Raw genomic sequence first — 12,905 nt, 5'->3', positions numbered from 1 at the left:
GGAGCGGGACTCACTCGGCACCGAACACCCGGTCGGCGGAGGAGTCGTTGATCTTGCCATAGCCCGGCACGCTGCGCTTGATCAGGCTGAGCGGGTTGGAGCCGATGCCGGCCAGGTCGTTGAGTTCGAGCTGGACGAAGATGGCGTTGGTGACATCGCTTTCATCGATCGCGAAGCGGTGCACCGCGGTGCGGAAGACCCAGCAGCCGCCGTCGTACTCGAGGCCGGCGACGGCCTCGGTGACGCGGTCGTCCTTGAGCGAGTGGGTCACGCGGCCAACGCCGTACCAATTGCGCGCGATCGGCCACTGGCCGGAGACGTCGATGTCCTCGAGGCCGACGATGTCGTCCACGATGCGCAGGGTCGGCGCATAGCGATAGCTGAGGTTGAGCACCTTCGCGAACTCCGGCTGGTAGCGAACGTTCGCATTGATCCGCTCGCTGCGATTGGTTTCGGTGTTGTACTGGACATACGAGTCGATCGAGACCGAACGCGAAATGCGTCCGCCCAGGCCGGCGAGCAGCTCGGCGCCACGACCGGACTCCCTCAAGGTCTCCGACTGGTTCAGCCCAACCTTCTGATCCGAGAAGTAGTAACGCTGGCCGATCAGTGCACGCAGGCGCTCGACGCCGGTATCGGACTCTATGAAGCGCGTCGTCACTGCCGCAGTCAGGTCGTTGGCGTCGCCGATCCGATCCTTGCCCGAGTACCGGTTCTCCGCAAAGATCTGCGCGAACCCGACGTCGTACCGGCTGGTATCGAAGAGCGGGATCTCGCTCTGGTCGCGATAGGGCACTTTCAGATAAAAGAGGCGTGGCTCCAGCGTCTGCACGTAGTCACGACCGAAGGCCGTGGTCTCGCGATCGAAGAACAGACCGCTATCGATCGAGGCGATCGGCACCGACCGCGTTATAGATGTCGCCAACCCGGCCTGGCTGGCGACGTCCGGCCTGTCGAGCGAATACTGGCTGTAATTGACGCCCACCTTGGGCGTGACGAACCAGGAAGCGCCCTGCATCGGCAGCGAGAGATGCGGGTAGGCCGTGAAGCGATCGCCGTCGACGCGGCTTGCCAACTCATGCTCGAACCTTACGTACTCCGCCTCCATTCCCGCACTGAGGCCTCCCGCCAGGTCCGGACGCAGCGCGGACACCAGAATCTGCGGCACGCGGCGATATGGGCTGACGTTCTTCGGTTTGTCGGGATCCGGGCTGAGCGTCTGGTAGCTCTGGACACGGGCCGATGCATTCCACCAGCCGCCGCTGTAACTCAGCAGCCCCTGCCTCAGCAGGTTAACGCGAGAGGCGACACCGATGTTCGAAGACAGATCCTCGAAGTAGGCGTCATCCGACACCGCGTTCAGGTCCAGCGTACCGTACAGGTTGGGCGCGAAGCGATGCTGGTGCTGGATCGAGCCGAGGCGGCGCTCCTCGCCCGTCACCCGGTCTTCCGGCATCCATTCGACGCGGGTCGTGCCCTGGTAGTCCGCTCCCAGGTAGCGGAACTCGCCACCGACCTGAAGGCCACGCCGGCTCATGATGCGCGGTGCGATGGTCGCGTCGTAGTTGGGCGCGATGTTCCAGTAGTAGGGCTGGGTGAAATCGACGCCGGTCTTGTTCGAGGAGCCGAAGGTCGGTGGCAGCAGTCCTGACTGGCGCTGGCCATTGAGCGGGAACTCGATCCACGGCATCCAGAACAGCGGCGTGTCCATGAACACGATCGAGCCGCCGCGCGCGGTACCGACCTCGCGGTCGTAGTCGAGCTCCAGGTCGCGCGCCTTGATGTACCAGTCGGGGTCGGTCGGGCTGCAGGTCGTCCACGTGGCGTTCTTCAGGCGGTACTGGTTCTCGCCCTCGAGCTTGAGCACATCGGCCTCGCCGCTGCCGGACACCGAGCGCGGCGCATCACCGGCCAGCGCAGGGCCGCGCGCACGCGAAAGCTGGTAACGCGGCGACTCGAATTGCCCGGTGCGGTCTCCGACGACCAGGGTCGCCTGCGGTCCCTTGATGGTGTCGCTGCCACGGCTGAGTACGACGTTGCCCTCGGCGACGGCCTCGTCGGTCGGCTCGCGATAGGTGACCTTGTCGGCGGTCAGCACGGTGTCGTCACGCTGCAGCTCCGCCTCGCCCTCGGCGACGAGTTCGATGCCGCGCGAACCGTGGATGCGCAGTGCGGTGATGGCCGTGGTGCCGACCGGCAGCGGCGCTGCCGAAGCCTGCGCATCCCGCGGGGCCCGAGACACCGGGGTGTCGGCCGCCGATGCGGGTGCCGCTGGCGTGGCCGAGGACTGCTCACGCTGCTGGGTATCGGCCGCCGATTTCGGTGCGGGGACGGCGGTCGCCGCCTCGGCTGCAGCTGCGGGCTCGTCGGCCGGCACGGCGCGCTCCTCGATCGGCGCACGGGGCGTGGTCGCCGCCGGCAGGACCGGGGCGGCCGGCGCCTTCGCCGCCGTGGGATCAAGCGCCTCGCCCGCTGCCACGGCCCCTTCCCCCGCCGCGGGTTCCTCTGCTGCCGGGGTCGAAACACCGGATTCCGGCGCCTGCACCGCCGCGGGTCGCACGCCACGCAGCAGATCCGGCGCCACCTTCAGCGGCGGCAGGGATTCGGCGAGACTCGCGCCCGACATGCAGAGCAACAGCAGCGGAATCAGACGAATGCGCGTGTTTGGAGCCATACGGGGAGCCATGCGGATCAAGCCTTTGCGATCGTCCGGCGTGCACGGCTGCACACCCGGACCACCGTATTGATAAACTCGCGGATTCTACACGAACGCCCGCGGAGAACCGGTTTGCATCGCCTAGAACAACTGAGGACCTGGCTCGCCGCCGCCCTGCCCGGCCAGTCCTTCGAACTCGCCCCCGCCTCGGCCGACGCCAGCTTCCGGCGCTATTTCCGCGCCACCTTCGCCGACGGCAGCCCCCCGCGCATCGTCATGGACGCCCCTCCGGAAAAGGAGGACGTGCGCCCCTGGCTGCACGTGGCCGAACTCTTTCGCGCTGCCGGCGCGCATGTACCCGAGGTGCTCGCGCAGGACCTGGCGCAGGGCTTCCTGCTGCTGTCGGACCTCGGCTCGACCACCTACCTGCAGGCGCTCGAGGCGCAGGACGACGAACACCGCGCCGCCCACCTCTACGCCGACGCCCTCGGTTCGCTCGCCGCCATCCAGTCCGCCAGCCGCCCCGGCGTGCTGCCCGAGTACGACCGCGCGCTGCTGCTGCGCGAGTTGCAGCTCTTTCCCGAGTGGTACGTCGCCCGCCACAAGGGCGTCACCCTCACCGACGCCGAGACCGCCACGCTGAACGCCGCCTTCGACAGGATCCTCGCGGTCAACCTGGCCGAGCCGCGGGTCTTCGTGCATCGTGACTACCACTCGCGCAACCTGATGCTGCTCGAACCGGCCGACGGCCTCGGCCCCAACCCCGGCATCATCGACTTCCAGGATGCGGTATACGGTCCGATCAGCTACGACCTGGTGTCGCTGTTCAAGGACGCCTACATCCGCTGGGACGAGGCGTTCATCCTCGACCTGCTGATCCGTTACTGGGAGACCGCGAAAAAGCTCGGCCTGCCGGTGCGCGAGGAGTTCGCCGAGTTCCACCGCGATTTCGAATGGATGGGCGTGCAGCGCCACATCAAGGTGCTGGGCATCTTCGCCCGCCTGTACCACCGCGACGGCAAGGACGGCTACCTCGCCGACATGCCGCTGGTGATGGACTACCTGCGCCGCGCCTGCAAGCGCTACCGCGACCTCGGCCCCCTGCTCAAGCTGCTCGACCGCCTCGAGCCCGAGGAAACCCAGGTCGGCTACACCTTCTGAGCCACGCCCCACTCCACCGGATACGCCATGACCCGAGCGATGATCCTCGCCGCCGGCCGCGGCGAGCGCATGCGCCCGCTCACCGACCACACGCCCAAGCCGCTGCTGCCGGTGGGCGGCAAGCCCCTGATCGTGTGGCACATCGAACGCCTGCGCGCCGCCGGCTTCACCGAACTGGTCATCAACCACGCCCACCTCGGTCATCGGCTGGAAGATGCGCTCGGTGACGGCGCGGCCTTCGGTGTGAACATCGCCTGGTCGCCCGAAGCCAGCGCGCTGGAGACCGCCGGCGGCATCCGCCACGCCCTGCCGCTGCTCGGCGACGCCGCCTTCGTCGTCGTCAACGGCGACGTCTTCTGCGACGCCGACTTCGGCGCGTTGCGCGCGGCCGCCCAAGGCCTCGATGCCGACGGCCCGCTCGCCCATCTCCTGCTGGTCGACAATCCCGCGCACCACCCGGAGGGCGATTTCCGCCTCGCCTCCGACGGCCACATCCACGCCGACGGCAAGCCGCGCCTCACCTTCTCCGGACTCGGCGCCTACCACCCAGCGCTGTTCGCCGGCCTGCCCGACAACAGCCCGGCCAAGTTGGCGCCCCTTCTGCGCGGCGCCATGGCCGCCGGCAAGGTCCGCGGCCAGCGCCATACGGGACGATGGATCGACGTCGGCACTCCGCAACGCCTCGCCGAGCTGGATCGAGAACTCACTCCATCCACCTGAGTCACAGCTGCCGGCGCAGGTCGTCTCGCCCCTGCCTCCCAAAGCGCCCCGTGACATAATTCAGCGCATGAATGCACCAGCCCAAACCGCCGTGGACATCACCCCCTTCCGCGCCCGCCGCACCCGCCTGCTGCAGCGCATGCAGGCCGCCGGCGGCGGCGTCGCCATCCTGCCCACCGCGCCCGAGCGCGTGCGCAACCGCGACGCCCACTACCCCTACCGTCACGACAGCTACTTCTACTACCTCACCGCTTTCCGCGAACCCGAGGCGGTCGTCGTGCTCGTCGCCGGCAGGGAAACGAAACAGATCCTCTTCTGTCGCGAGAAGAACGAGGAGCGCGAGATCTGGGACGGCTACCGCTGGGGCCCCGACGCGGCGCGCGAGGCCTTCGGCTTCGACGAAGCGTGGACCATCGGCGACCTCGAGAAGCGCCTGCCCGACTACCTCGCCGACCAACCCCTGCTGTGGACCAGCCTCGGCTACGACAACGACTGGGACGCCAAGGTGCTCGGTGCGCTCAACGCCGTGCGCGACAAGGCCAGGACCGGCCTCACCCCGCCGCACTCGGTGCGCGACCTGCGCGCCGAGCTCGACGACATGCGCCTCGTCAAGGACGCGTCCGAGCTCGCCACCATGCGCCGCGCCGCGCGCATCTCCGCCGACGCGCACTGCCGCGCCATGCGCGCCACCCGCCCGGGGCGCTTCGAGTACGAGATCGAAGCCGAACTGCTGCACGCCTTCCGCGCCGCCGGCAGCCAGGCGCCGGCCTACACCTCGATCGTCGCCGGCGGCGCCAACGCCTGCGTGCTGCACTACGTGGAGAACGACCAGCGCCTCGATGACGGCGACCTGCTGCTGATCGACGCCGGCTGCGAGCTCGACGGTTACGCCTCGGACATCACCCGGACCTTCCCGGTGAACGGCCGCTTCTCCGGCCCGCAGCGCGAGGTCTACGAGATGGTCCTCGCCGCCCAGGCCGCCGCGCGCGAGGCTACCCGCCCCGGCGCGCACTGGAACCAGCCGCACGATGCCGCGGTGAAGGTGCTCGCCCAGGGCATGCTCGACCTCGGCCTCATCAAGGGCAGCCTCGATGCGGTGCTCGAGAACGGCGACTACCGCCGCTTCTACATGCACCGCACCGGCCACTGGCTGGGCATGGACGTGCACGACGCCGGCGAATACAAGCTCGGCGGCGAATGGCGGCCGCTGGTCGAGAGCATGGTGCTGACCATCGAGCCGGGCTGCTACATCCGCCCCGCCGACGACGTGCCCGAGGCGTTCTGGAACATCGGCGCCCGCATCGAGGACGACGCGGTGGTCACCGCCGGCGGCTGCGAACTGATCACCGAGGACGTACCCAAGGCGGTCGCCGACATCGAGGCGCTGATGCGGGACACCCGCCATGGCTGACGAGACGCCCGGCCGCGTCCATGACCTGCTGATCGTCGGCGCCGGTCCGGTCGGCCTCGCGCTCGCGCTCGCGCTCAAGGACGCGGGGCTCGACATCGTGCTCGCCGACGCACGTGCGCGCGAAGCGGTGACGAAGGACCCGCGCGACCTCGCGCTCGCCCACGGCACCCGGCTCACGCTGCAGCGCCTCGGCGTGTGGGATGCGCTGCCGACCACCGCGATCCAGCACATCCACATCTCGCACCAGGGCGGGCTCGGCCGCACGCTGATCGACGCCAGCGAGCACGAACTGCCCGCGCTCGGCTACGTCAGCTCCGCCGGCGCACTCGCCGCCACGCTGCGCGCCGCGGTCGACGCCGCCGGCATCCCGGTGCTGGACGAGACCGAGGTCACCAACCTGGCGGCGGGCGAGGACGACGTGATCGCCAGCCTCTCCACCGCCGGAAGGGCCGCGCCCCCCCTGCGCGCGCGGCTTGCGGCCTGCGCCGAAGGCGGACTGCGGGCCGGCGACGCCAACGTCGTCGAGCACGACTACGGCCAGCACGCGCTGATCGCCGACGTCCAGGTCGCCGGCGGGCACCGCCACACCGCCTTCGAGCGCTTCACCGCGCAAGGCCCGGTGGCGCTCCTGCCCAAGGGCCAGGGCTACGCGCTGGTGCATGTCCTCCGCCCGGAGACCGCCGAGGAGCTGCTGGCGCTCGACGATGCGGCCTACCTCGCCCGCCTGCAGGCGCACATCGGCGGCCGCGCGCGGCTGACCGGCGTCGGCCCGCGCCTGCGCTATCCGCTGGTGCTGCGCTATCGACGCTCGACCATCGCCCAGCGCACGGTGTGGCTGGGCAACGCCGCGCAGACCCTGCACCCGGTAGCCGGGCAGGGTTTCAACCTCGCCCTGCGCGACGTGTGGGCGCTGGCGGACACCTTGCTGAAGCAGCGCGACGCATCCGCCCTGGCTGCGGCTGCGCTCGCACGCGACGGCGCGATGGCCCCGCCGAGGCAGACGGCGGACTCGTCCGCAGCCCGCACCGGCACGCAAGACCCTGTGACGTTCGACCCCGGGCGAGCGGAGGTGCTCACCGCCTACGCCGCCGCCCGCGGGCTTGATCGTCTGGGCACGATCCGTTTCACCGATACGCTGGTGCGGGTGTTCAGCAACGACTTCGCCCCGCTGCGGCATGCGCGCGGCGCCGCGCTGTTCGCCCTCGACCTGCTGCCGCCGCTGCGCAACTTCGTCGCGCGCCGGATGCTGTTCGGCGCACGCGCCTGGCCCTGATCGGCCGCGCCCAAGCCCGGCCGCCAAGAAAAAGGCCTGCGGCCCCGATACGGGACCTGCAGGCCTTTCGCCTCATGCGCGCCGCCCGCGAGCGGCGCCATCGTCAGCACATGATCAGAACGCCGGCACCACCGCGCCCTGGTACTTGTCGGCGAGGAACTGCTTGACTTCGGGCGAGTTCAGCGCGGCGGCGAGCTTCTTCATCGCCGGGCTGTTGGCGTTGTCCTCGCGCGCCACCAGCAGGTTGGCGTAGGGCGAGCTGGCGTCCTCGATGAAGAGCGAGTCCTTGACCGGGTTGAGCTTGGCCTCGATCGCGTAGTTGGTGTTGATCACCGCCAGGTCGACCTGGTTGAGGATGCGCGGCAGGGTCGCGGCCTCGAGCTCGCGGATCTTGAGCTTCTTCGGGTTGTCGGCGATGTCCTTCTGGGTAGCCGAGATGTTGTTCAGATCCTTCAGCGTGATCAGCCCGTTCTTGGCCATCAGCAGCAGCGCGCGGCCGGAGTTGGACGGGTCGTTCGGGATCGCCACGGTCGCACCCTCGGGGATGTCGGCCACCGCCTTGTGCTTGCCCGAGTAGGCGCCCAGCGGCTCGACGTGCACCTTGGCGACCACGGTCTGGATGTCGTTCTTCTGCTTCTTCTTGAACTCGTCGAGGTAGGGCTGGTGCAGGAAGAAGTTGCCGTCGACGCGCTTCTCGTTGGTCTGCATCGAGGGCTGGACGTAGTCGGTGAACACCTTGACCTCCAGTTCCACGCCTTCCTTGGCCAGCATCGGCTTGACGAATTCGAGGATCTCGGCGTGCGGCACCGGGGTGGCGGCGATGACCAGGCGGTCGGCCGCGACCGCGGCGGTGCCGGCGGCCAGGGTGAGCGTGCCGAGGGCGGCGGCGAGCAGTTTGCGCAGGGTAAACGACATCGTTGAAGTCTCCTTCGTGGGGATCACTTGCGGGTGAAATACAGCACCAGGCGGTCGCCCGAGTACTGGATGATCTGGACGAGCACGACCAGCAGGGCGACGGTGATCACCATCACCTCGGTCTGGAAGCGCTGATAGCCGAAACGGATCGCGAGGTCGCCGAGGCCACCGCCACCGATCACGCCCGACATCGCAGCATAGGACATCAAGGTGATCGCCGTCACCGTGACCGCGGCGACCAGCCCGGGCAAGGCCTCGGGCAGCAGCGCGCCGAAGATGATGCGGTGGGTGCGGATGCCCATCGCCTGGCAGGCCTCGATGACGCCGCGGTCGACCTCGCGCAGCACGTTCTCGACCAGGCGCGCGAAGAAGGGCGCCGTGCCCACCACCAGCGGCGGGATCGCGCCTTCCACGCCGAGCGAGGTGCCGATCAGGATCACCGTGACCGGAATCATCACGATCAGCAGGATCAGGAAGGGCACCGAGCGCAGCACGTTGACCACGAAGGACAGCACCGTATAGACGAAGCCCTGCTCCAGCAGCTGGCGCTTGGCGGTCACGAACAGCAGGATGCCCAGCGGCAGGCCGAGCAGGATGGTGAAGAACAGCGACACTCCGGTCATGACCAGGGTCTCCCAGGTCGCCAGCCAGATGTCGCTCCAGTCGATGACGGACAGGTCCATTACTGCAGCACCTCGTGGTGGATCTGGTGGCGGTCGAGCTCGGCGAACACGCCCCGGATTTCGTCCTCGCCGCCTTCGAGCTCGAGCAGCAGCTGGCCGAACGGGACGTCCTTGATGCTCGACACCTCGCCCTGCAGGATCGTGATCTGCACCTTGGCGCCGGCCATGATGCGGCTGAGGATGGGCTGATAGGTGACGTCGCCGATGTAGGTCAGGCGCACCAGCGTGCCGCGCAGCTTGTCCTTCATATAGACATGTGCCGGATCGAAGCTCGCCGCGGCCAGCGCGTCGCTCTGCGCGACCATGCTGCGCGTGACCGGATGCTGCGGATGCAGGAAGACGTCGGCCACCCTGCCGGACTCGACGATGCGCCCGCCGTCGATCACCGCGACCCGATCGCAGATCGTGCGGATGACCTGCATCTCGTGGGTGATCAGCACGATGGTGAGGCCGAGCTGGCGGTTGATGTCGAGCAGCAGGCGCAGGATGGATTGCGTGGTCTCGGGATCGAGCGCCGAGGTCGCCTCGTCGCACAGCAGGATCTGCGGCCGGTTGGCGAGCGCGCGCGCGATGCCGACGCGCTGCTTCTGCCCGCCGGAGAGCTGCGACGGATACTTGTGCCCGTGCTCGGACAGACCGACCAGCGCCAGCAGTTCCTTCACCCGCGCGGCGCGCTCGGCGGCAGTCGTGTGCCCGGTCGCCTTCAGCGGCCAGGCGATGTTGTCGGCGACGGTCTTGGCGTTGAGCAGGTTGAAGTGCTGGAAGATCATGCCGACACGGCGGCGCAGCGCGTACAGGCCCTCGCTGTCCAGCTTCGTGATGTCCTCGCCGTCGATCAGGACCCGCCCGGCGCTCGGGCGCTCGAGCAGGTTCAGGGTACGGATCAGCGTGCTCTTGCCGGCACCGGAGCGGCCGATGATGCCGAACACCTCGCCGGCGCCGATCTCGAGGCTGATGTCGGCGAGCGCCTCCACCTCGCGGCCGTCGGCGGCACGGTAGGTCTTGTGCAGGTTTTCGATGCGGATCACGACAAGGACGTCCCGAGCGGGAAAAGGCCGCGATTCTACCCGTGCGGCGGAATCGGCACCATGTCCGACCGGATGGCCGCCGCGCGGCACCGCGGGCGGGCCGCCGACCTCGACAGCGCAGTTCCCCGGCGTTAGGCTCGCCGCCATCCGGGCAAGCCGCCCGCCGCCATGCCGAAGGACACCGCATCATGCAGCACGACGACTCGCGCTCTTCCCTCACCCCCTCCTCCGCCACCCTCGCCGCCCAGGGCATGGGCGCGACCACGATGCCGCATCGCGACATCGTGCCGCCGATCCACATGGCGAGCACCTTCGAGCGCGCCGAGGACGGCAGCCTGCCCGGCGGCCGGATCTACGCCCGCGACGCCAGCCCGGCCTTCGACCCGGCGGAGGCGCTGCTGTGCGAGCTGGAAGGCGGCGCCGAGGCGGCGCTGTTCGCCTCCGGCATGGCCGCGGCCTCTGCGGTGCTGCTCGCCCTGAAGCCCGGCGCGCGCATCGTCGCTCCGCACGACATGTACTGGTCGCTGCGCAACTGGCTGATCGGCTTCTCGAGCAACTGGCAGATCGCCCTCGACTTCTACGCCGACGCCGACGAGCTCGCCGCGCTGCTGCAGCGCCCGGCCGACATCGTGTGGGTGGAGACGCCTGCCAATCCGACCTGGGAACTCACCGACATCGCCCGTGCGGCGGACCTCGCCCATGCCGCCGGCGCGCGCCTGGTGGTGGACTCCACCGTACCGACCCCGGTGTTCACCCGCCCGCTCGCGCTCGGCGCCGACATCGTCATGCACTCGGCCACCAAGTACCTCAACGGCCACTCCGACGTAGTCGCCGGCGTGCTGGTGACCCGCAGCGCCGACGACTTCTGGGCGCGCATCAGGACCGCACGCGCTGCCGGCGGCGCGGTGCTCGGCCCCTTCGAGGCCTGGCTGCTCAATCGCGGCCTGCGCACCCTGTTCCCGCGCGTGCGCACCGCGGCAGCGTCGGCGCTGCGCATCGCGCGGCATTTCGAGCATCACCCGGCGCTGCTTGCAGTGCTCTACCCCGGGCTCCCCTCGCACCCCGGCCACGACATCGCCCGCCGCCAGATGGACGGCGGCTTCGGCGCCATGCTCTCGCTGCGCGTGCGCGGTGGCGAGGACGCGGCGCGCCGGGTCGCCGGCGCGGTGAAGATCTTCCGCCGCGCCACCTCGCTCGGCTCGGTGGAGAGCCTGATCGAGCATCGCGGCCCGATCGAGGGCCCGGGCACGCGCTGCCCGCTCGACCTGCTGCGGATCTCGGTGGGCATCGAGGACACCGACGATCTGATCGCCGACCTGGAACAGGCCCTGCAGGCGGCGAACCTCGGCTGAAGCACCGAAGGGGGTCGCCCTCGAGTGGAGCGGTACGGCTCCGGTCGCGGTGCCGGGGCTGCGGTCGCCAACTTCACGAGCGCCGAGGCGGAGGGCGTCGCGGGGGAAACAAGGCGACGCATGTTCGAGGCGCGCAGCGCCGAGTTTGCGTCGCCGCCCCCGCGGCGTTCTCCGCCGAGGGCAGCCGCAGGCCGCGAGTGCAGGCGGCGAACGCAGCCCCGGCACCGCGACCTCGCGCCGAGCGTCGAGACGCACCGTCGGCTCAGACCCGACGCGCCATCCGGAGGGAACTTGCCGCCAACGCCGTGTTGCGCGCGCGCCCCATCGGGCGCACGCACAGGATCGATAGGGTAAAATGCGCCGTTTTCGCCTGCCCTTCCGACCATGCAGTTCGCCGGCTTCACCTTGCGCAACAATCTTTTCGTCGCCCCCATGGCCGGGGTGACGGACCGTCCTTTCCGCCAGTTGTGCAAGAAACTGGGGGCCGGCGTTGCCGTGTCCGAGATGGTCACCTCCAACTCCCTGCTCTACGGCAGCGAGAAGACCCGCCGCCGCGCCGATCACACCGGCGAGGTCGATCCGATCTCGGTGCAGATCGCCGGCGCCGACCCGGCGATGATGGCCGAGGCCGCGAAGTACAACGCCGATAACGGCGCGCAGATCATCGACATCAACATGGGCTGCCCGGCCAAGAAGGTGTGCAACGTGATGGCCGGCTCGGCGCTGATGCAGGACGAGCCGCTGGTCGCGCGCATCCTCGAGGCGGTGGTCGAGGCCGTGCCGGATACCCCGGTCACGCTCAAGTTCCGCACCGGCTGGAACCGCGCCAACAAGAACGCACCGACGATCGCCCGCATCGCCGAGGACTCCGGCATCCGCGCCATCGCCATCCACGGCCGCACGCGCGCCGACCAGTACATGGGCGAAGCCGAGTACGACACCATCGCCCACGTCAAGACGCTGGTGAAGATCCCGGTGATCGCCAACGGCGACATCACCAGCCCGCAGAAGGCCAAGTACGTGCTCGACTACACCGGCGTCGACGGCGTCATGATCGGGCGCGCGGCACAGGGCCGGCCGTGGATCTTCCGCGAGATCGAGCATTTCCTCGCCACCGGCGAGCTGCTGCCCGCGCCGCTGGTGAGCGAGATTCATCAGGTCTGTCGCGAGCACCTCGCCGACCTCTACGCCTTCTACGGCGACGATCGCGGCGTGAAGATCGCGCGCAAGCACATCTCCTGGTACACCAAGGGCCTGGTCGGCTCGGCCGCCTTCCGCCGTGCGATGAACCAGATCCCCGACATCCCCGCCCAGCTCGCCGCGGTCGACGACTTCTTCGGCCAGCTCGCCGAAGCCGACGCGCGCCTGAGCTACGAGGCGGATCCGCAAGCCGAATACCCGCAGGAACTCGCAGCATGAGTCGCAGCAACGAGATCGCGGACGCCGTCGTCCGCACGCTGGACCAGTATTTCCGCGACCTCGACGGCGAGAAACCCGCCGCAATCCACGACATGGTGATCCGCAACGTCGAGCGCCCGATGCTGGAGTTCGTGCTCCAGCGCGCCAACGGCAACCAGACGGTGGCGGCCGAGATGCTCGGCATCAACCGCAACACGCTGCGCCGCAAGCTGACCGATTACGAACTGCTCTGAGCGGCGCCGACCGCAAGGTGCCGCCTTCGAGCACAGAGTTCTCGATCCAACCAT

11 protein-coding genes are annotated in these 12,905 nt (G+C 69.1%); 7 read left to right on the top strand and 4 right to left on the bottom strand.

The annotated features are described in order from the left end of the window. Positions 1 to 10: 10 nt before the first annotated feature. Complete coding sequence (locus tag CKCBHOJB_RS05355; RefSeq protein WP_281050983.1) at positions 11 to 2,674, bottom strand: LPS-assembly protein LptD; 2,664 nt, start codon at positions 2,672 to 2,674, stop codon at positions 11 to 13. 114 nt (positions 2,675 to 2,788) lie between these two features. Here CKCBHOJB_RS05355 and CKCBHOJB_RS05350 point away from each other — a divergent pair, with 114 nt between their 5' ends. The 4 genes from CKCBHOJB_RS05350 to CKCBHOJB_RS05335 all read left to right on the top strand — a co-directional run bounded on the left by CKCBHOJB_RS05350 (position 2,789) and on the right by CKCBHOJB_RS05335 (position 7,221). Further along, positions 2,789 to 3,817 carry a phosphotransferase gene (locus CKCBHOJB_RS05350; RefSeq protein WP_281050982.1) on the top strand — a complete coding sequence of 343 codons (1,029 nt, stop codon included), beginning with the start codon at positions 2,789 to 2,791 and terminating at the stop codon, positions 3,815 to 3,817. 39 nt (positions 3,818 to 3,856) lie between these two features. Next, complete coding sequence (murU, locus tag CKCBHOJB_RS05345) at positions 3,857 to 4,537, top strand: N-acetylmuramate alpha-1-phosphate uridylyltransferase MurU (RefSeq protein ID WP_281051623.1); 681 nt, start codon at positions 3,857 to 3,859, stop codon at positions 4,535 to 4,537. A gap of 67 nt (positions 4,538 to 4,604) precedes the next feature. Next, positions 4,605 to 5,948 carry an aminopeptidase P N-terminal domain-containing protein gene (locus tag CKCBHOJB_RS05340; RefSeq protein WP_281050981.1) on the top strand — a complete coding sequence of 448 codons (1,344 nt, stop codon included), beginning with the start codon at positions 4,605 to 4,607 and terminating at the stop codon, positions 5,946 to 5,948. Beyond that, complete coding sequence (locus CKCBHOJB_RS05335; protein ID WP_281050980.1) at positions 5,941 to 7,221, top strand: FAD-dependent monooxygenase; 1,281 nt, start codon at positions 5,941 to 5,943, stop codon at positions 7,219 to 7,221. The genes CKCBHOJB_RS05340 and CKCBHOJB_RS05335 overlap by 8 nt, the downstream gene beginning before the upstream one ends. 114 nt (positions 7,222 to 7,335) lie before the next feature. Here the strand turns inward: CKCBHOJB_RS05335 and CKCBHOJB_RS05330 are convergent, their stop codons facing one another. From CKCBHOJB_RS05330 to CKCBHOJB_RS05320, 3 genes are read right to left on the bottom strand one after another with little or no spacing between them, the layout of a single operon-like run. After that, entirely contained in the window at positions 7,336 to 8,136 is an 801-nt protein-coding gene (locus CKCBHOJB_RS05330) for a MetQ/NlpA family ABC transporter substrate-binding protein (RefSeq protein ID WP_281050979.1), read from the bottom strand. Positions 8,137 to 8,159: 23 nt separating this feature from the next. Continuing rightward, entirely contained in the window at positions 8,160 to 8,819 is a 660-nt protein-coding gene (locus CKCBHOJB_RS05325) for a methionine ABC transporter permease (RefSeq protein WP_281050978.1), read from the bottom strand. Then, complete coding sequence (locus CKCBHOJB_RS05320; RefSeq protein WP_281050977.1) at positions 8,819 to 9,847, bottom strand: methionine ABC transporter ATP-binding protein; 1,029 nt, start codon at positions 9,845 to 9,847, stop codon at positions 8,819 to 8,821. Before CKCBHOJB_RS05320 ends, CKCBHOJB_RS05325 begins: the two co-directional genes overlap by 1 nt. Positions 9,848 to 10,035: 188 nt before the next feature. On the opposite strand from CKCBHOJB_RS05320, the gene CKCBHOJB_RS05315 reads away from it, so the two are divergent. From CKCBHOJB_RS05315 to CKCBHOJB_RS05305, 3 genes are all read left to right on the top strand, one after another. Then, on the top strand, positions 10,036 to 11,199 hold the full coding sequence (locus CKCBHOJB_RS05315) for a PLP-dependent aspartate aminotransferase family protein (protein ID WP_281050975.1): 1,164 nt from the start codon (positions 10,036 to 10,038) through the stop codon (positions 11,197 to 11,199). Positions 11,200 to 11,583: 384 nt separating this feature from the next. Then, positions 11,584 to 12,618 (top strand): tRNA dihydrouridine synthase DusB, encoded by a 1,035-nt coding sequence (dusB, locus tag CKCBHOJB_RS05310; protein WP_281050974.1) that lies wholly within the window; start codon positions 11,584 to 11,586, stop codon positions 12,616 to 12,618. Further along, the gene (locus tag CKCBHOJB_RS05305) at positions 12,615 to 12,851 is read left to right on the top strand and encodes a helix-turn-helix domain-containing protein (RefSeq protein ID WP_281050973.1); all 237 of its coding nucleotides are present in this window, start codon (positions 12,615 to 12,617) and stop codon (positions 12,849 to 12,851) included. Before dusB ends, CKCBHOJB_RS05305 begins: the two co-directional genes overlap by 4 nt. Positions 12,852 to 12,905: the final 54 nt, after the last annotated feature.

Source organism: Thauera sp. GDN1 (assembly GCF_029223545.1).
Lineage (GTDB): Bacteria > Pseudomonadota > Gammaproteobacteria > Burkholderiales > Rhodocyclaceae > Thauera.
The sequence above is the reverse complement of the archived record's forward strand: the minus strand, read 5'-3'. Positions and strand labels throughout refer to the sequence as shown.